Consider the following 19,486-nt stretch of genomic DNA (forward strand, 5'->3'; position numbering starts at 1 on the left):
CGAAATGCATTTAGGTGCAGCGTCGTGTGTTGCTTGCCGGAGGTAGAGCTACTGGATAGGCGATGGGCCTTACCGGGTTACTGACCTTAGCCAAACTCCGAATGCCGGTAAGTTAAGCGCGGCAGTGAGACTGCGGGGGATAAGCTCCGTGGTCGAGAGGGAAACAGCCCAGAGCATCGACTAAGGCCCCTAAGCGTATGCTAAGTGGGAAAGGATGTGGAGTCGCAGAGACAACCAGGAGGTTGGCTTAGAAGCAGCCATCCTTGAAAGAGTGCGTAATAGCTCACTGGTCAAGTGATTCCGCGCCGACAATGTAGCGGGGCTCAAGCGTACCGCCGAAGTCGTGTCAGCAGCACGGATAGCCCTAACGGGTGTGTTGTTGGGTAGGGGAGCGTCGTGTGCCGGGTGAAGCTGCACCGGAAGGTAGTGGTGGACGGTTCACGAGTGAGAATGCAGGCATGAGTAGCGATACACACGTGGGAAACGTGTGCGCCGATTGACTAAGGGTTCCTGGGTCAAGTTGATCTGCCCAGGGTAAGTCGGGGCCTAAGGCGAGGCCGACAGGCGTAGTCGATGGATAACCGGTTGATATTCCGGTACCCGCTGTGAAGCGCCAGACATCGAATCAGGTGATGCTAAGCCCGTGAAGCCCCCTGTCTGATCCTTCGGGTGAGGGTGGGTGTGGTGGAGCCGGTGATCCGAGCTTGTAGTAGGTGAGTGATGGGGTGACGCAGGAAGGTAGTCCAGCCCGGGCGGTGGTTGTCCCGGGGTAAGGGTGTGGCCCGTTGTGCAGGTAAATCCGCGCAACTTTATGGGTGAGACCTGATGCCGAGCCGATTGTGGTGAAGTGGATGATCCTATGCTGTCGAGAAAAGCCTCTAGCGATGTTTCATGGCGGCCCGTACCCTAAACCGACTCAGGTGGTCAGGTAGAGTATACCGAGGCGTTCGGGTGAACTATGGTTAAGGAACTCGGCAAAATGCCCCCGTAACTTCGGGAGAAGGGGGGCCGTTTCCGGTGATCCGTTTTACACGGGGAGCCGGGGGTGGCCGCAGAGACCAGCGAGAAGCGACTGTTTACTAAAAACACAGGTCCGTGCGAAGCTGTAAGGCGATGTATACGGACTGACGCCTGCCCGGTGCTGGAACGTTAAGGGGACCGGTTAGTCATTCTTCGGGGTGGCGAAGCTGAGAACTTAAGCGCCAGTAAACGGCGGTGGTAACTATAACCATCCTAAGGTAGCGAAATTCCTTGTCGGGTAAGTTCCGACCTGCACGAATGGCGTAACGACTTCTCGACTGTCTCAACCATAGGCCCGGTGAAATTGCATTACGAGTAAAGATGCTCGTTTCGCGCAGCAGGACGGAAAGACCCCGGGACCTTTACTATAGCTTGATATTGGTGTTCGGTTCGGCTTGTGTAGGATAGGTGGGAGACTGTGAAGCGGCCACGCCAGTGGTTGTGGAGTCGTCGTTGAAATACCACTCTGGTCGTGTTGGATGTCTAACCTGGGTCCGTGATCCGGATCGGGGACAGTGTCTGGTGGGTAGTTTAACTGGGGCGGTTGCCTCCTAAAATGTAACGGAGGCGCCCAAAGGTTCCCTCAGCCTGGTTGGTCATCAGGTGGTGAGTGTAAGTGCACAAGGGAGCTTGACTGCGAGACTGACGGGTCGAGCAGGTGCGAAAGCAGGGACTAGTGATCCGGCGGTGGCTTGTGGGAGCGCCGTCGCTCAACGGATAAAAGGTACCCCGGGGATAACAGGCTGATCTTCCCCAAGAGTCCATATCGACGGGATGGTTTGGCACCTCGATGTCGGCTCGTCGCATCCTGGGGCTGGAGTCGGTCCCAAGGGTTGGGCTGTTCGCCCATTAAAGCGGCACGCGAGCTGGGTTTAGAACGTCGTGAGACAGTTCGGTCCCTATCCGCTGCGCGCGTAGGAGTCTTGAGAAGGGCTGTCCCTAGTACGAGAGGACCGGGACGGACGGACCTCTGGTGTGCCAGTTGTTCTGCCAAGGGCATGGCTGGTTGGCTACGTTCGGGAGGGATAACCGCTGAAAGCATCTAAGCGGGAAGCCTGCTTCGAGATGAGGACTCCCACCCCCTTGTGGGGTTAAGGCCCCCTGTAGACGACGGGGTTGATAGGCCGGATCTGGAAGCCCTGTGAGGGGTGGAGGTGACCGGTACTAATAGGCCGAGGGCTTGTCCATAGCTGCTTGCGTCCACTGTGCGGGTTCTGAAACAACAACCCGCCCGCATCACATGCATCCCAGGGGTGTATGGGTGTGGGGGATAGTTTCATAGTGTTTCGGTGGTCATAGCGTTGGGGAAACGCCCGGTCTCATTCCGAACCCGGAAGCTAAGCCCGACCGCGCCGATGGTACTGCATGGGGGACCGTGTGGGAGAGTAGGTCACCGCCGAACAATTCTTGGATTCAACCCCTGGGCTGTCGCCCAGGGGTTGAGTCATTTCCGGGGTCCTTGCAGACTGGGACAATGGCCGAGGAGATAGCCGCGCTTCGTTGGGAAGAGCCGTCGGACGGCAGGGACGGCCCCGTCGTCGTCCTGCTGGATCAGACGCGACTGCCCGCCGACGAGGTGGAGTTGGTGTGTGCCGACGTGCCGGCGTTGGTGCGGGCGATTCAGACGCTTGCCGTGCGGGGGGCCCCGTTGCTGGGTATTGCCGGCGCGTACGGCGTTGCCCTGGCGGCTGCGCGGGGCGATGACGTCGGCCAGGCCGCCGAGTTACTGGCCGGGGCGCGGCCGACCGCCGTGAATCTGGCGTACGGCGTACGGAAGGCGCAGGGCGCCTTTCGCGCGGCTCTGGAGGCCGGGGACGGGGATGCCGGGGCGGCCGGGGCCGCGCTTGCCGAGGCGCGGCGGTTGCATGCCGATGATGCACGGGCCAGTGCGCGGATGGCTGAGCACGGGCTGAGGCTGCTGGGCGAGCTGGTGCCCCAGGGTGGTTACCGGGTGCTCACGCACTGCAACACCGGCGCGCTGGTGTCCGGTGGCGGCGGTACGGCCTTGGCCGTGGTGCTGGCTGCGCACCGGTCAGGGGAGCTGCGGCGGCTGTGGGTGGACGAGACCCGTCCGCTGTTGCAGGGGGCCCGGCTGACCGCGTACGAGGCGGGGCGGGCGGGGATGCCGTACACGCTGCTGACGGACAACGCGGCCGGGTCGCTGTTCGCGAACGGGCAGGTGGACGCGGTGATCCTGGGCGCGGACCGGATTGCGGCGGACGGGTCGGTGGCCAACAAGGTCGGGACGTATCCGCTGGCGGTGCTGGCCCGCTACCATCGGGTTCCGTTCCTCGTCGTCGCGCCGACGACGACGGTGGACTTCAGTACGCCGGACGGCTCGGCCATCGAGGTGGAGCAGCGGGCCGGGGGCGAGGTCACGGAGTTCTCCGTGCCGTACGCCGCCGGGTCGGGTCCGGGGCAGGCCGCGGTGACCTACGCGGTCGCACCTGCGGGTACGCAGGCGTACAACCCGGCATTCGATGTCACCCCGCCGGAGCTGGTGACGGCTCTGGTCACGGAGCGTGGGGTGGCCTCGCCGGTGACGGGGGATTCGCTCACGGAGCTGGTTGTGCGTTGACCGTGGGTGATCGTCAGGGGAAGAGGTGCGTGCCGGCGGTGGCCGGGGCGTGACCTGGGACACGGGATTCTCTGTATGGGATGTGTAAATGGGATGATGTCGTCATGAAGGGACGCGTTCTCGTCGTCGACGACGACACCGCACTGGCCGAGATGCTCGGCATCGTGCTGCGCGGGGAAGGCTTCGAGCCGTCATTTGTCTCGGACGGTGACAAGGCTCTTGCCGCGTTTCGCGAGTCGAAGCCCGACCTGGTGCTTCTCGACCTCATGCTGCCCGGCCGGGACGGTATCGAGGTCTGCCGCCTGATCAGGGCGGAGTCTGGTGTGCCGATCGTCATGCTGACGGCGAAAAGCGACACCGTGGATGTCGTCGTGGGCCTGGAATCCGGGGCCGACGACTACATCGTCAAGCCGTTCAAGCCCAAGGAGCTGGTGGCCCGTATCCGGGCCCGGCTGCGCCGGTCGGAGGAGCCGGTGCCGGAGCAGTTGGCGATCGGCGATCTGGTGATCGACGTCGCCGGGCATTCGGTGAAGCGCGGCGGGGAGCCGATCGCGCTGACGCCGCTGGAATTCGACCTGCTGGTGGCGCTGGCGCGCAAACCGTGGCAGGTCTTCACCCGAGAGGTGCTGCTTGAGCAGGTCTGGGGCTATCGGCATGCCGCCGACACCCGGCTGGTGAACGTCCACGTGCAGCGGTTGCGCTCGAAGGTGGAGAAGGACCCGGAGAAGCCGGAGATCGTGGTGACCGTCCGCGGCGTCGGCTACAAGGCGGGACCGAGCTGACGTGTTCCGCGTGCTGCCGCGGGAAGGCGTGCCCGGCGGGCCGGTGCAGCCGTTCGTCCGGCTGTGCATGCGCTGGGTGCGCCGCCCGTTGCACATCGCGACGAAGCTGTACCGGCGGAACATCCAGTTGCGGGTGGTCGCCACCACCCTGCTGATGTCGCTGGGCGTCGTCGTGCTGCTCGGCATCGTCGTCATCGGGCAGGTCCGCAACGGCCTGCTGGAGGCGAAGCTCGGTGCCGCGCACGGGCAGGCGCAGAGCGGCTTCGCGCAGGCGGAGATACGGGGCGCGTCGGAGGAGCCCGGCAGCGGCAGCGAGGCCACGGCGCAGGTGAACTCCGCGGAGTGGCGGGCGGCCCTGGTGGAGCAGCTCATGGGCAGCGGGCAGGGCGTGGTGTCCGTACTCGTGATGAGCTCCAGCGTGAACAACGAGGCAACCGGCTCGTCCGACAACCCGCGCGGCTCGCTCGTCTCGGACGACACGTCGGTGGACAGCATCCCGGCAGATCTGCGTGAGAAGGTCGACCGCGGCGGCGGTTCGGGGATCTACGAGCAGTACGCGCGCGTCTGGAAGCGCGGCTCGGACGAGAGCGAGCCCTCGCTGATCATCGGCAAGCGGCTGAACGACCCGAACAACAACCCGTACCAGCTCTACTTCGTCTTCCCCTTCACCCAGGAGGAGAAGACGCTGAGCCTGGTGAAGGGGACGCTGGCGACGGCCGGGGTGTTCGTGGTGGTGCTGCTCGGGGCCATCGCCTGGCTCGTCGTGCGGCAGGTGGTCACGCCCGTGCGGATGGCCGCCGGCATCGCCGAGCGGCTGGCGGCGGGGCGGCTCCAGGAACGGATGAAGGTCAGCGGCGAGGACGACATCGCGCGGCTCGGCCAGTCGTTCAACAAGATGGCGCAGAACCTCCAGGTGAAGATCCAGCAGCTCGAAGAGCTGTCACGGATGCAGCGCCGCTTCGTCTCCGACGTCTCGCACGAGCTGCGTACCCCGCTGACGACGGTGCGGATGGCCGCGGACGTCATCCATGAGGCGCGCGAGGACTTCGATCCGGTGACCGCGCGCTCCGCGGAACTGCTGCTCGATCAGGTGGACAGGTTCGAGTCGCTGCTCTCCGACCTGCTGGAGATCAGCCGTTTCGACGCGGGTGCCGCGGCGCTGGACGCCGAGCCCGTCGACCTGCGGGAGATCGTGCGGCGCGTCGTGGGCGGGGCGCAGATGCTGGCGGACGCCAAGGGCGGGCGGCTGCTCGTCACGGGCGACGAGCGGCCGGTGATCGCGGAGGTCGACTCGCGGCGCGTGGAGCGGGTGCTGCGCAATCTGGTCGTCAACGCCGTGGAGCACGGCGAGGGCCGCGATGTCGTCGTACGCCTCGGGGCGTCGGAGAGCGCGGTCGCGGTGGCGGTGCGCGACTACGGCGTGGGGCTGAAGCCCGGCGAGGCGACGCGGGTGTTCAACCGTTTCTGGCGCGCGGATCCGGCCCGTGCCCGTACCACGGGTGGGACCGGGCTGGGGCTGTCGATTTCGCTGGAGGACGCCCGGCTGCACGGCGGCTGGCTGCAGGCGTGGGGCGAGCCGGGCGGCGGGTCGCATTTCCGGCTGACGCTGCCGCGGACGGGCGGGCAGCCGCTGCACGGCTCGCCGGTGTCGCTGGAGCCGGAGGACTCGCGGGCGCGGCGGGCGGCGCGGACGGTGCAGGAGCCGGGCGCGGTGAGCGTGGCGCAGGTCGGCGGCTCCGCGGGCGGTGAGCTGCTGGGGACCGTACCGGCGCAGGGCGGGCGTGGGACGGCCGCCGCCGCGCGGGCGGCGGCGCCGCGGCCCGCGGCGCGGGCGGAGGCGGACCCGACGGCGCTGCCGGGCAGCGGGCGGCGGGTCAGCGGGTATGCGGGGGCGGCCGACGAGGTGACGGGTGCCCGGGGCGAGGATGGGGCCGAGAACGGCTCTGAAGGCGTCCCTGAGGGTGGCGGAGGCGGCGGTGAGGTCCCTAGTGAGGTCGGCGGCGAGGGGGAGCGCGGTGGTCGCGTCTAGGCGTACGGGAGGGGCGTCGGCGGTACGCGGGCGGGAGCGCCGGACGGCGGCCCGCACCCGGGGTGCGTACCGGCGCCGCTTGCAGGCCCGTACGCGCCGCTACGCCACCTTTGCGCTGCTCGGCGGCTTCCTGCTCCTCGCCGGCTGCGCGTCCATGCCGGACAGCGGGGGCGTGCATCAGGTGCCGTTGTCGGAGCAGCGCGACGATCCACGCGCGCGTACGTACGCGGAGCGGCCGGAGCCCGGTGCCAGCCCGCAGCGCATCGTGTCCGACTTTATGGAGGCCCTGCGCAGCGACGACTACGCCACCGTCGCCAAGGCGTATCTGACGAAGAAGGCGCGCACCTGGACTCCCGGCGAGACGACGGTGCTGGCCGAGGCGCCCAGGGTGGCGGAGCAGCCGGCGGCCGGGGCGAAGCCGGTGAACGGCGACAAGATGACCACGGCGGTCGTCCAACTGAGCGGTGACAAGGTCGCGTGGCTGAACGACGCGGGCACGTACACGCCCGATGAGCGGGCGTACAACCTGAACATCGAGTTGTCGAAGGAGGGCAAGTCCGGGCAGTGGCGGATCGTGGATCCGCCGCGGGGGCTGGTGATCAGCCGGGCGGACTTCGAGCGCACCTTCCAGTCGGCGTCCACGTACCACTTCACGGCGCGCAGCAGGGACACGCTGGTGGCCGACCCCGTGTACGTACGGCGGCGGATCGACCCCGTGACGGACGCGGTGCGCACGCTGCTCGACGGGCCGGGCGGGCTGATCGGCTCGGTGACGGAGACGACGTTCCCGGAGCGCACCACGCTGGCGAAGAACCAGCGGCTGACGGTCGACGAGGAGGGCACGCTGCGGGTGCGGCTCGCGCTGGAGACGAAGCCGGGGCTGCACACGTGCGAGCGGATGGCGGCGCAGGTGCTGCATACCGCGGAGAGCCAGGAGGGCGTGCGCGTCGACAATGTGGAGCTGCTGACGGCCAGGGACACCAAGCTGTGCGACCTGAGCGCGACGGCGGGCGAGCGGTATGAGCCGGACCGGCTGGCGCGGCATCCGTCCTCGCTGTACTTCATCGACGCCAAGAACCGGCTGGTACGGACCTCGTCGGGGCCGGACGCGGGCGAGGCCGGGCCGGCGACGGTGATCAGCCCGCTCGGCGACGGCAAACCGGCGTTCGGGTCGGCGGCGGTGGCCCGTTCGGAGAAGAAGGCGGCCGGTGTGACGGCCACGGGGCGCGCGCTGTACGTGTCGTCGCTGGACGAGTCCTCGGAGCTGGGGGAGCCGCTGCTGACCAGCGGTGCCACCGAGGCGCAGGCCGAGCAGGGCGACGGGCTGACGGCGGCGAGCTGGGACGGGCTGGGCGACCTGTGGGTGGCCGACCGGGTCGGCGGGGAGTCGCGGCTGTACTGGATGGCGGGCGGGACCGCGGATCCGGTGCGTGTCGACGTCACGGGTCTTGAGGGGCGGATCGAGGCGCTGCGGATGTCGGCGGAGGGGGCGCGGATCGCGCTGGTCGTCAGCGAGGGGTCGGAGAGCCGGCTGGTGCTGGGGGCGGTGTCGCTGAAGGACGGCGTGCCGGTGGTGGCGCAGTTGCGCGACACGGGGGCGCTGGAGGAGGTGCGGGCCGTGTCGTGGGCGGGCGAGAGCCGGCTGCTGGTCGTGGGTCGTGAGACCGAGGGCGTGCAGCAGATGCGGCTGGTGTCGACGGACGGGTCGGTGCCGCCGGCGGCGGAGCTGGGGCAGGGGCTGACCGGGGTGACGTCGGTGGCGGCGGCGGAGGACGGTACGAAGCCGCTGGTGGCGGCGTCGGAGGACGGGATCGTGCGGCTGCCGCAGAACGCGTACTGGAAGGCGGTGCCGGGCGGGGAAGGAGGCACGGCGCCGGTGTACCCGGGGTAGGCGGGCGCGGGTTCTGCCGCTGAGTTGTCCACAGCCGGGGGTTGTCCACAGGGGTCGCGGGGTGTCGGTGGCGGCGGGCATGGTGGGCGCATGCGGGGGACAGGGCGGGAACTGGCGGGGTTGATGCTGCCGGCCGGCTGCGCGGGATGCGGGGCGGTCCGGGGCGCGGTGGCGCTGTGCGCGGGGTGTGCGGAGGAGCTGACGGCAGGGGCGGTGCGGCGCGTGGTGCCCCGGCCGCGGCCGCCGGGGCTGCCCGCGGTGTATGCGGCGGTGGCGTACGCGGGCGCGGCGAGGTCGGTGCTGCTGGCACACAAGGAGCGCGGCGCGCTGCGCCTGGCCCGCCCGCTGGGCACGGCCCTGGCGGCGGGGGTGCGGGCCGCGGAGGCGGGTCGGGGCGCGCGGGGTGGCGCGGGTGTGCGGGAACGGGGCGGGGGTGCTTCGGCGGCGGCGTGCGGCGGCCGGGATGTGCTGACGACTCGCGGTGAGTGCGGCCCGGCTGCCCCCGGTGATCTCGGGGTTCAGGCGGCGCGGCGGGCGCGGCGGCGTGGGCGGATGCGGATGTTCCCGGACGGTGGGGAGCGGGTGGTGCTGGTGCCGGTGCCGTCGGCGCGAGGGGCCGTGGTGCGGCGGGGGCACGACCCGGTGCGGCGGCTCGCGCTCGTGGCCGCGGAGCGGCTGCGGCGGGGCGGGATACGGGCGGAGCTGCTGCCGGTGCTGCGGCAACGGCGGGCGGTGGCCGACCAGGCGGGGCTGAGCGCGGCGGCGCGGCGGCGGAACGTCGCGGGGGCGCTGGAGGTGGTGCGTGGCGGTGCGCTGCGGTTGCGCGCACCCGGGTGCCGGGTCGTGCTCGTCGACGACGTGCTGACGACCGGGGCGTCCCTTGCCGAGGCCGCGCGGGCCGTGCGCGCGGCAGGCTGCCATGGCGGGCTCGCGGCGGTCGTCGTGGCCGCGCCGCGCGATGCGTTCGAAGCCGGTCGCGCGTGTTCGCTCCCTTGACTGCAATCTTACGTTTCCGCAGGTAGAAAGGAGGTATAAGCACCTGATCGGACCACAGTCGTCTCAGGGGGTGCCGCAGCATCTCAGGCGAGCTATGTTCGATTGTGAGGAGGCTGTGAGAACAGTGGATGGGCCGAATCCGCTGGATCCGATGGGGTGTCGATCTTGTCGGTGGGGGAGGAGGAGGTGAAAGCCGGCCCTCCGTGACTGGGGGACCGGCGGCAGAGAACCCCGAGGCTCCGGCACGAACCGGGGCCCGAGCGCACCAAGGGACCGGCTTCGCCCGTCAGCTCAGCGGTACGCGGAGCCGCTCCAGAACGGAGTTCTGCGTGGACATCGTCGTCAAGGGCCGCAAGACCGAGGTTCCCGAGCGGTTTCGTCGGCATGTGGCCGAGAAGCTGAAGCTGGACAAGATCCAGAAGTTCGACGGCAAGGTGATCAGCCTTGATGTCGAGGTGTCCAAGGAGCACAACCCGCGGCTGGCCGACCGCTGCGACCGGGTGGAGATCACAGTTCACTCCCGGGGGCCCGTGGTACGCGCCGAGGCGGCCGCGGCCGACCCGTACGCAGCCCTGGACCTGGCGACGGCCAAGCTGGAGGCGAGGCTGCGCAAGCAGCACGGCAAGCGCAAGACGAGGCGGCCCGGCAAGGACCGCCGCACGGCCGCGGAAGTGGGCGACGTCGTCGCGCACGCGGCGCAGCTCACCGACGACGGGGAGCTGACGACCCCGTCGATGGAGACGACGGCGGAGAGCGAGTTGCTGCAGAGCGGCTCCCGGCTCCACCGCCGCGGACCGCTGGAGGTGGACGGCGACGGCCCGCTCGTGGTGCGGGAGAAGACGCACGCCGCCCCGCCGATGACGCTGGACCAGGCGCTCTACGAGATGGAGCTCGTGGGGCACGACTTCTATCTCTTCGTCGACTCCGACAAGAAGCTGCCCAGCGTTGTCTACCGCAGGCACGCATATGACTACGGCGTGATCCACCTCGACCCGTATCTGATCGAGGAGTCGCTGCCCGACGGTGCAGGGGGCACCCTGGGCGGCTGAAAGGCGACGGTAGGCGGGCGGCGGGGGCGTCACCCCGCCGCCCGGTCGTGAAATCATGTGCGCGCACGGCAATGTCGGTGCCTGGGGGCAAGCGTGGCGGAGTTCGAGCTGAGCGGAGCTGGTGAGGCGAAGGCGACGGTCGGTCCCCGGGAGGAGCCGATCCGCGTCCTCGTCGTGGACGACCATGAGCTCTTCCGCCGCGGCTTGGAGATCGTCCTCGCGCAGGAGGAGGACATTCAGGTCGTCGGCGAGGCGGGCGACGGCGCCGAGGCCGTGGACAAAGCCGCCGACCTCCTTCCCGACATCGTGCTGATGGACATCCGGATGCCGCGGCGCAGCGGCATCGAGGCGTGTACCGCCATCAAGGAAGTCGCCCCCAGCGCGAAGATCATCATGCTGACGATCAGCGACGAGGAAGCCGACCTCTACGACGCGATCAAGGCGGGCGCGACGGGCTATCTGCTCAAGGAGATCTCCACCGACGAGGTCTCCACCGCGATCCGCGCCGTGGCCGACGGGCAGTCGCAGATCAGCCCGTCGATGGCGTCGAAGCTGCTGACCGAGTTCAAGTCGATGATCCAGCGCACCGACGAGCGGCGGCTCGTGCCGGCGCCGCGGCTGACCGACCGCGAGCTGGAAGTGCTCAAGCTCGTGGCCACCGGGATGAACAACCGCGACATCGCCAAAGAGCTGTTCATCAGCGAAAACACGGTGAAGAACCACGTGCGCAACATCCTGGAGAAGCTGCAGTTGCACTCCCGGATGGAAGCCGTCGTCTACGCCATGCGCGAGAAGATCCTCGAAATCCGCTGACGCCTCACGGGCGCCGCGGCGGCGCCCGAGCCCCGCGCGCACATCAAGCCGCGGGGCCCGGCGGCCGGGACTTCAGCCCGCGGCCACGGCCTTCTCCGCCGCCCGTGCGAGCGGCGTGTGCAGTTCCGGCGGGCTGACCCGCTCGACCCGCACCGACTGCGCCCCGATCCAGCTCGCCGCCTCCGCGAGCGCCGCCGCCGTGGGCTCCACGGCCTTCGCCGGCGTGACGCCGTTCGGCCGGTCCGCGCCCAGCGTCACCTGGCGGGCGACGAGCGTGTTGCCCTCGCGCCCCGGGTCGACCCGGCCGACGAGCCGGCCGCCGGCGAGCACCGGCATGGCGAAATACCCGTGTATCCGCTGGGGCTTCGGCACGTACGCCTCCAGCCGGTGGGTCAGTCCGAAGATCCGCTCCGTGCGCGGCCGGTCCCAGATCAGGGAGTCGAAGGGGGAGAGCAGCGTCGTCCTGTGCCGCCCCCGCGGGGCGTCTGCCAGCGCCTCCGGGTCGGCCCACGCCGGCTTGCCCCAGCCCTCGACGTCCACCTCGACCAGCTCCGTGTCCCCCACGACGGCGGCGACCTGCTCGCCTTTGAGACGGTGATAATCAGCCAGGTCCGCGCGGGTGGCCACGCCGAGGGCGCGGCCCGCCTGGGCGACCAGCCGGCGCAGGCACTCCTCGTCCGTCAGGTCGTCGTGGAACAGGGCGTCAGGCACGGCGCGCTCCGCCAGGTCGTACACCCGCTTCCAGCCGCGCCGGGCCGTGACGACCACCTCGCCGGCGTCGAGCAGCGTCTCCACCGCGATCTTCGTCTCCGACCAGTCCCACCACGGGCCGCCCTTCTTCGCCCCGCCCAGGTCCGTGGAGGTCAGCGGGCCGTCGGCGCGCAGCCGGTCCACGACGGCGGCGCGGGAGCCCTCCGGGTCCTGCAGATAGTGCCAGCGGTAGCCGCGGGCGCGGCGGTCCCGGCGGCGGAAGGCGAACAGCGGCCACTCCTCGATGGGCAGGATGCACGCCGCGTGCGACCAGTACTCGAACGCGGCCGTCCCCGACCAGTACGCCGACTCCACGGCCTCGCGGCCGACGGCGCCCAGGCGCGCGTACGGCACCAGCTCGTGCGACCGGGCGAGCACCGAGATCGTGTCCAACTGCACCGCGCCCAGCCGCCGCAGCACCCCGCGGGCACCGGCGCGGCGGTCGGGCGCGCCGAGCAGCCCCTGGGCGCGCAGGGCGATACGGCGGGCGTCGTCGGCGGAGAGAGACACGTTCGCGGTCATGCCGGCGAGCGTAGAGCCTGCCTCTGACAACCCGGCCCGAAGCCCTGTCCGGCGTCCGGCCTGCGCCACCGCCCGGTCCCGCTCTCGCCGCCCCGCCTGCCCCGGCGCCCGGCCTGCGGGTCAGCCCGCCGTCCGCGCCGGGTACGTCGCACGCGCCCCGTACGGCACCTGCGGGGCCAGGCCCAGGTCCGAGGGCAGCAGCGAAGCCACCCAGGCGTCCCGCCGCACGCCCCGGTGGATGAGCCGCGAGCGCAGCACGCCCTCCATCGTGAAGCCGGCCTTGCGTGCCACCGACCGCGACCCCTCGTTCCCCACCTGCGCCAGCCACTCCAGCCGGTCCGCGCCCAGCTCCGTGAACGCCCAGCGGGCCAGCGCCGCGACCGCCTCGCCCGCATACCCCTGCCCGCGGTGTCCGGGGGCGGTCCAGAAGCCGACCGAGCGGACCCGCTCCTCCGGCCCGGCGGCCCGCCCGACGCCCGCCGAGCCCACCAGCGCGCCGCTCTCCAGGTCGGTGAGGACCAGGTCGTACTGCCGGTCCTCGCGCCAGCCGGCGGGGATGATCTTCAGTACGTACTCCTCCGCGTGCTCCCGCTCGTACGGCGACGGGACCGGCAGCCAGCGCTGGATGCCGGGGTCCTGGCAGGCGGCCAGGACGGCGTCGATGTCACCGGGCTCCGCGGGGCGGAGCAGCAGGCGCTCGGTGACCAGCGTGATCGGGTCCATGAAGAAGATTGTCCGCTTCCCCGGCGGGCCGCGCCAGCAGCACAGTTGGACACCCCGTGCGCTTTCGGACACCCACGGCTACGGCTGCGGCTACCGCTACGGCGCCGGCAGATACGGCAGCCGCGACTCCAGCCCGAGGTCCGAGGGCAGCAGCGACGCCACCCAGGCGTCGCGCCGCGTGCCGTGGTTGACGAACCACGAGCGCAGCGTGCCCTCCATCGTGAACCCCGCCCCCAGCGCCACCGCCCGCGACGGCTGGTTGCCCACCTCGGCGAACCACTCCACCCGGTCGATGCCGACCTCCGTGAACGCCCACCGCACCACGGCCGCCACCGCCTCCGCCGTGTACCCCCGCCGCCGCTGCTCCGGCGCCGTCCAGTACCCCAGCTCCGCGACCCGCTCCGCGTGCCGCGACGGCGTGAAGCCGACGAGCCCCATCGAGCCCACCAGCGCCCCGCCGTCGCGGGTGAAGACGCCGAAGTTGTACATGGTGTCCTCGCGCCAGCCCGAGGGGCTGACCTTGAGGACGAAGTCCTCGGCGTGCCCGCGCCCGTACGGCGACGGTACGCGCGTCCAGCGCTGCACGTCCGGGTCCTGGCAGGCGGCCAGGACGGCGTCGATGTCGCCGGCTTCCATGGGCCGCAGCAGCAGCCGGTCGGTGTCGAGTGTGACGGGTTCCATCCACGGATTCTCCGCCCGCGCCCCCCGCCCCGCCACGGCTTTTCCGCCCCGCCACCCCCGCGTGCACACCCCCGTCACGGCGGCCCGGCGCGGCCTTTGCGGCACTTTCCGCGGGGTTCGGGCGTTGACACGTACGGTGACGGCACCTAACGTCCGTGGGCTGGACCTCCCGGGGCGCCCGCGTCCTCGCATACGATGGCCGGTGCGGCCGTGGGCTCCGCGAGGCCCGAGAGGAGCCCCAGAGGACAGGGGCCGCACCAGCGCACCCGACCGTGCCAGGCCCGACCGGCAAGGAGCCAGCCCAAAGTGTCCGTCTTCGGAAAGATCATGCGCGCAGGCGAAGGAAAGATCCTGCGCAAGCTCAACCGCATTGCGGACCAGGTCAACTCCATCGAAGAGGACTTCACCGACCTCTCCGATGCCGAGCTGCGCGCACTGACCGAGGAATACAAGCAGCGCTACGAGGACGGCGAGTCCCTCGACGACATCCTGCCCGAGGCGTTCGCCACCGTGCGCGAAGCGGCCCACCGCATCCTCGGCGAGCGGCACTACGACGTCCAGATCATGGGCGGCGCGGCGCTGCACGAGGGCTACGTGGCCGAGATGAAGACCGGCGAGGGCAAGACCCTGGTCGGCACCCTGCCCGCGTATCTGAACGCGATCTCCGGCAAGGGCGTGCACATCGTCACGGTCAACGACTACCTCGCCCAGCGCGACTCCGAGTGGATGGGCCGCGTCCACCGCTTCCTGGGCCTGTCGGTCGGCTGCATCCTCGCCAACATGCCGCCGGCGCAGCGCCGCGAGCAGTACAAGTGCGACATCACCTACGGGACGAACAACGAGTTCGGCTTCGACTACCTCCGCGACAACATGGCGTGGTCGAAGGACGAGCTGGTGCAGCGCGGCCACAACTTCGCGATCGTCGACGAGGTCGACTCCATCCTCATCGACGAGGCCCGTACGCCGCTGATCATCTCCGGCCCCGCCGACCAGGCCACCAAGTGGTACGCCGACTTCGCCAAGCTCGTCACCCGGCTGGCCAAGGGCGAGCCCGGCGACCCGCGCCTGGGCAAGCAGGAGACCGGCGACTACGACGTGGACGAGAAGAAGCGGACCGTCGCCATCCATGAGGCGGGCGTCGCCAAGGTGGAGAACTACCTGGGCATCGACAACCTCTACGAGTCCGTGAACACCCCCCTGGTCGGCTATCTGAACAACGCCATCAAGGCCAAGGAGCTGTTCAAGAAGGACAAGGACTACGTCGTCATGAACGGCGAAGTCATGATCGTCGACGAGCACACGGGCCGTATCCTCGCGGGACGCCGCTACAACGAGGGCATGCACCAGGCGATCGAGGCCAAAGAGGGCGTCGACATCAAGGACGAGAACCAGACGCTCGCCACGATCACCCTGCAGAACTTCTTCCGCCTCTACAAGCGCCACGACCGCGACGGCAAGGAAGAGCCCGGCCTGGCCGGCATGACCGGTACGGCCATGACCGAGGCCGCCGAGTTCCAGCAGATCTACAAGCTCGGCGTGGTGCCCATCCCCACCAACCGGCCGCTGGCGCGCATGGACCAGTCCGACCTGATCTACCGGACCGAAGAGGCGAAGTTCGACGCCGTCGTCGACGACATCGAGGAGAAGTACAAGAAGGGCCAGCCGGTGCTGGTCGGTACGACCTCGGTGGAGAAGTCCGAGTACCTCTCGCAGCAGCTCAGCAAGCGCGGCGTGCAGCACGAGGTGCTCAACGCCAAGCAGCACGACCGCGAGGCCATCATCGTCGCCCAGGCCGGCCGCCGGGGCGCGATCACCGTCGCCACGAACATGGCCGGCCGCGGCACCGACATCAAGCTCGGCGGCAACCCCGACGACCTCGCCGAGGCCGACCTGCGCCAGCAGGGCCTGGACCCGGTTGAGCACGCCGAGCAGTGGGCGGCGGGGCTGCCGGACGCGCTGAAGAAGGCGGAGACGGCGGTCAAGGCCGAGTACGAGGAGGTCAAGGGCCTCGGCGGGCTGTACGTGCTGGGCACCGAGCGGCACGAGTCGCGGCGTATCGACAACCAGTTGCGCGGCCGCTCCGGCCGCCAGGGCGACCCCGGCGAGTCCCGCTTCTACCTCTCCCTCGGCGACGACCTGATGCGGCTCTTCAAGGCGCAGTTGGTGGAGCGCGTCATGTCGATGGCCAACGTGCCGGACGACGTGCCGATCGAGAACAAGATGGTCACCCGCGCCATCGCCTCCGCCCAGTCGCAGGTCGAGCAGCAGAACTTCGAGACGCGCAAGAACGTCCTGAAGTACGACGAGGTCATGAACCGCCAGCGCGAGGTCATCTACGGCGAGCGCAAGCGGGTGCTGGAGGGCGAGGACCTGCACGAGCAGGTACGTCACTTCATGGACGACACCATCGACGCCTACATCCAGGCCGAGACCGTCGAGGGCTTCGCCGAGGAGTGGGACCTCGACCGGCTGTGGCGGGCCTTCAAGCAGCTCTACCCCGTCTCCGTGACGGTCGAGGAGCTGGAGGAGGCCGCGGGCGACCGGGCGGGCATCACGCCCGAGTTCATCGAGGACATGGTCAAGGAGGACGTCCGCGCGCAGTACGACAAGCGTGAGGAGCAGCTCGGCCCGGAGATCATGCGCGAGCTGGAGCGCCGGGTCGTGCTGTCGGTGCTGGACCGCAAGTGGCGTGAGCACCTCTACGAGATGGACTACCTCCAGGAGGGCATCCAACTGCGCGCGATGGCGCAGAAGGACCCGCTGGTGGAGTTCCAGCGCGAGGGCTTCGACATGTTCAACGCCATGATGGACGGCATCAAGGAGGAGTCCGTCGGCTACCTGTTCAACCTGGAGGTCCAGGTCGAGCAGCAGGTCGAGGAGGTCCCGGTGCAGGACGCGGCGCCCGCCGACGCCGCGCCGCAGGACGCGGCCCCGGCCCCGGCGATCCTCGCCAAGGGCCTCGACCAGCCGCAGCGCCCCGACCGGCTGCACTTCTCCGCCCCCACGGCGGAGGGCGGCGTCGAGGAGGGCGAACTGGCCACCGACGGCGCCCAGGCCGCCACCTCCGGCGGCCCGGGCGACGGCCGTACCCGCGCGGAGCGCCGCCGGGCCCAGAAGGGCGGCTCGAAGGGCAAGCGGCGCAAGAAGTGATGCCGTAGTACGTCACCGCACGGCGGGGCCGGTCCGGAAGGACCGGCCCCGCCGTCGTCATGCGGGGTCCCCCGTCGTCGTACGCGGCGGAGGGCTCCCTCCCGTACGCCCCAGGCCGTACCCGCGGCCGCGGGCGCGAACGCCCGCCGCCCGCAAGCCCAACAACGGGATGAGGGGCGGGCGCGGACAGCGCGCCCTGCCCCTCTCGTCCCGAGGAGGGTTCATGCGGGGAAGGGCCAGACGGGCGGGTGGCGCCACCACCGCCGCGGCCCTGGCGGCAGCGCTGACCGCAGGGCTGATCGGCCCGGCCGGAGCCCGGCCGCCGCCTTCGGCGGCGGCCGGGGAGCCGGTGCAGGTGACACGCGGCCCGAGCGGGTGGGTGACGCTGCCCACCGGTGACCGGGTACGGGCCGTTCGCGGGGACCGGGTGCTGATCGAGCGCGGCCCGGGCCGGGAGGGGATGCCGATGCGCACGTACGAGTCGGAGGGCCACACCTACGTCGTAATGAGGGACGCGGAGAAGCTGATCGCGGACGGCACGGTGGACCGCCAGCTTTTCGACGTGACGTTGCGGAGCCGGCCGGAGTACCTACGGCACGAGCGCGACGGCATCGAGTTGATCGTCGGCTACCGGGGCAGGCGCCCCACGGCGCGTGCGGAGTTGCACGGGGTGAAGGGCACCGAGGTCGGGCGCGGATTCCCGGCGATCAACGCCGAGGCGGTCACCACGCCCCATGCGGAAGCCGGCGCGGCGTGGCGGGCGCTGACCCGGGAGGCGGACGGGCCCGGCGGTGCCGGTGGAGGTGCTGGGGCCGGCGGCCGGGACCGGCCTGAAGTCGCTGGAGGTGTGGGCCTCCGCGGACGGCGGCGCGCAGTGGACGGAACTGGCCGTTGAGGACGGGATGGTGAGGATTCCGACCCCCGCGGCGGGCGGCTCCGTGTCCTTGAAGGCGAAGGCCGTGGACGAGGACGGGAACACCGTCTCGCAGACGATCACGGATGCCTATCGGGCGCGGTGATCTCCGGTACGGGACGGGGCGCCGGCCCCGTCCCGTACCCGCGGGGCCACCGGCCGTCCTTATGCGCGGTCGCGCTCCGGGCTGGGGGCCATTTCGACGGCGGCGCAGCGCCAGCGGTGGTCGGGGCCCAGTTCCAGGCGGAAGGCCAGGGCGCGGAGCCGGTCGCCCACGGCGATGCGGGCGAAGCCCTCGATGGCGTCGGGTGCGGGGCGGCAGTAGCCGCAGGCCCGCAGTTCCGGGCGGGGGCCGTCGCGCAGGGGCAGGTCGTCGGCGAACGCCGCGAGTTGGTCGTAGGCGCGGCCGGTGGTGTGGCCGAGGAGCCAGTGCATCGGCCGCTGGCCGCTGAGCGCGAGCATCAGCCGTTCGGCGAACCACTCGTGCGGGCGCAGTTCCCCCGCAGGGGGGCGCGCGGGCAGGCGGCCGGGGCGGCGGGTGTCGCGCCGGTTCGGCGGGGCGGTACGGCCGCGGGGCCGCCGGGGTTTCCCCCGCGGTGGCCGGCGGGCGGGGCTCCGGCGGTGTGCCGCGCCGAACGCCGCGCCGTGCGGAGAGTCGTACGGCGGCCCCTGTGCCGGTTCGTGTGGCCGGCCGGCCGCGGCGTCCCCGGCCCGTTCGTCCCCGGCCCGTTCGTGCCCGGTTCCCGTGCCGGCGGCCGGCTCGTTCCGCTCCGGCCCGCCTTCCGGCCGGGTGCGTGTGGTCGTCACGCTGTCACCCCCGTGATGCGTGTGGTTCGCGATGCACGAAGGTCTACCGGCGACCCTCACCACCCCGCAACGCCCGCCGCCCCCTCGTCCGGCCGCCGGAGAATTCACCCCTCCAGGTGACGCACCCGCTCCGGCGCCCGCCCGCCGGCCCGTCACGCCTGCGACGGGCCTCGCACACGGTGCCGTCGCCGCGGGCCCGGCCGGCCCACTCGGACGGGGGACCGCCGCCGTATAGTTCGCTCATGCGCGTGTACGTACCCATGACCCCGGCCGGCCTGGCGCGGGCGCACGAGGCCGGTGAGCTGGGCCCGGCGCCGCTGGTTGCCTACGCCGTGACCCCGGCGCTGCGCGAGTGGTACGTCTCGGACAACCTCGAAGAGCTGGAGTACGCGGCCCTCACCCGCGCGGCCCAGGCGTCGCTGCGGCTGCTGGCGATCGCCCCCGCCCCCGGTGCCCCGCCGCGCCGGGTCGTGGTCGCGGTGGAGCTGCCCGAGGGCGCCGCGGCGGCCGACCCCGATCGGGGGATGGACCCGGCCGCGATCGGCGAGGTACGGGTCGCGGCGGCCGTGCCGCTGAAGCTGGCGGCGGCGGTGCACGTGGACGCGGACGACGCGGCGGCGGACGTCGCGGCGGCCGTGGCCGCGCTGGGCGCCGCGGACGCCGGGGACGACGACGCACGGTTCACGGTCGACGGTGCGGAGGACCACGAGCTGCTCTGGTACGGCGTACAGGAGATCGAGAACCTGGTCGGCTGAGCCGCCGGGCCGCGCCGGCGCCGCCGG

14 protein-coding genes and 2 rRNA genes (1 of these 16 only partly in view) are annotated in these 19,486 nt (G+C 70.7%); 12 read left to right on the forward strand and 4 right to left on the reverse strand.

Annotation, left to right across the window (positions count from 1 at the left end):
- The 9 genes from CXR04_RS23310 to CXR04_RS23350 form a co-directional block, all read left to right on the forward strand.
- A 23S ribosomal RNA gene (locus CXR04_RS23310) occupies positions 1-2,208 on the forward strand; it begins 922 nt to the left of the window's first position.
- Between the two features lie 97 nt (positions 2,209-2,305).
- A 5S ribosomal RNA gene (gene rrf / locus CXR04_RS23315) occupies positions 2,306-2,422 on the forward strand.
- A gap of 72 nt (positions 2,423-2,494) precedes the next feature.
- A complete protein-coding gene (mtnA, locus tag CXR04_RS23320; protein ID WP_101424243.1) occupies positions 2,495-3,598 on the forward strand; it encodes an S-methyl-5-thioribose-1-phosphate isomerase in 1,104 nt (367 codons plus the stop codon).
- A 104-nt stretch (positions 3,599-3,702) separates the two neighbouring features.
- Positions 3,703-4,380 carry a two-component system response regulator MtrA gene (gene mtrA, locus CXR04_RS23325; protein ID WP_018840454.1) on the forward strand — a complete coding sequence of 226 codons (678 nt, stop codon included), beginning with the start codon at positions 3,703-3,705 and terminating at the stop codon, positions 4,378-4,380.
- A 1-nt stretch (position 4,381) separates the two neighbouring features.
- Positions 4,382-6,409: an MtrAB system histidine kinase MtrB gene (gene mtrB, locus CXR04_RS23330; RefSeq protein ID WP_101424244.1), complete on the forward strand. Its 2,028-nt coding sequence runs from the start codon at positions 4,382-4,384 to the stop codon at positions 6,407-6,409.
- Positions 6,410-6,488: 79 nt separating this feature from the next.
- Positions 6,489-8,300 (forward strand): LpqB family beta-propeller domain-containing protein, encoded by a 1,812-nt coding sequence (locus CXR04_RS23335; protein ID WP_234380436.1) that lies wholly within the window; start codon positions 6,489-6,491, stop codon positions 8,298-8,300.
- Between the two features lie 90 nt (positions 8,301-8,390).
- Entirely contained in the window at positions 8,391-9,296 is a 906-nt protein-coding gene (locus CXR04_RS23340; RefSeq protein ID WP_101424246.1) for a ComF family protein, read from the forward strand.
- Positions 9,297-9,625: 329 nt separating this feature from the next.
- Entirely contained in the window at positions 9,626-10,345 is a 720-nt protein-coding gene (gene hpf / locus CXR04_RS23345) for a ribosome hibernation-promoting factor, HPF/YfiA family (RefSeq protein WP_101424247.1), read from the forward strand.
- Between the two features lie 93 nt (positions 10,346-10,438).
- Complete coding sequence (locus CXR04_RS23350; protein WP_101424248.1) at positions 10,439-11,158, forward strand: response regulator; 720 nt, start codon at positions 10,439-10,441, stop codon at positions 11,156-11,158.
- 72 nt (positions 11,159-11,230) lie between these two features.
- Here the strand turns inward: CXR04_RS23350 and CXR04_RS23355 are convergent, their stop codons facing one another.
- The 3 genes from CXR04_RS23355 to CXR04_RS23365 form a co-directional block, all read right to left on the reverse strand.
- Positions 11,231-12,430, reverse strand: a complete 1,200-nt coding sequence (locus CXR04_RS23355; protein ID WP_101424249.1) for a winged helix-turn-helix domain-containing protein — start codon at positions 12,428-12,430, stop codon at positions 11,231-11,233.
- 120 nt (positions 12,431-12,550) lie between these two features.
- Positions 12,551-13,153: a GNAT family N-acetyltransferase gene (locus CXR04_RS23360; RefSeq protein WP_101424250.1), complete on the reverse strand. Its 603-nt coding sequence runs from the start codon at positions 13,151-13,153 to the stop codon at positions 12,551-12,553.
- Between the two features lie 96 nt (positions 13,154-13,249).
- A complete protein-coding gene (locus CXR04_RS23365) occupies positions 13,250-13,834 on the reverse strand; it encodes a GNAT family N-acetyltransferase (protein ID WP_101424251.1) in 585 nt (194 codons plus the stop codon).
- 306 nt (positions 13,835-14,140) lie between these two features.
- Here CXR04_RS23365 and secA point away from each other — a divergent pair, with 306 nt between their 5' ends.
- The gene (secA, locus tag CXR04_RS23370) at positions 14,141-16,984 is read left to right on the forward strand and encodes a preprotein translocase subunit SecA (RefSeq protein ID WP_101424252.1); all 2,844 of its coding nucleotides are present in this window, start codon (positions 14,141-14,143) and stop codon (positions 16,982-16,984) included.
- A 223-nt stretch (positions 16,985-17,207) separates the two neighbouring features.
- Complete coding sequence (locus tag CXR04_RS23375; RefSeq protein WP_101424253.1) at positions 17,208-17,879, forward strand: hypothetical protein; 672 nt, start codon at positions 17,208-17,210, stop codon at positions 17,877-17,879.
- 183 nt (positions 17,880-18,062) lie between these two features.
- Here CXR04_RS23375 and CXR04_RS35315 read toward each other — a convergent pair whose 3' ends face one another.
- Positions 18,063-18,704, reverse strand: coding sequence for an Rv3235 family protein (locus CXR04_RS35315; RefSeq protein ID WP_199850516.1), 642 nt, complete (start codon positions 18,702-18,704; stop codon positions 18,063-18,065).
- A 242-nt stretch (positions 18,705-18,946) separates the two neighbouring features.
- On the opposite strand from CXR04_RS35315, the gene CXR04_RS23385 reads away from it, so the two are divergent.
- Positions 18,947-19,459, forward strand: a complete 513-nt coding sequence (locus tag CXR04_RS23385; RefSeq protein WP_101424254.1) for a DUF6912 family protein — start codon at positions 18,947-18,949, stop codon at positions 19,457-19,459.
- Positions 19,460-19,486: the final 27 nt, after the last annotated feature.

The organism is Streptomyces sp. CMB-StM0423 (assembly GCF_002847285.1).
Taxonomy (GTDB): Bacteria; Actinomycetota; Actinomycetes; order Streptomycetales; family Streptomycetaceae; genus Streptomyces.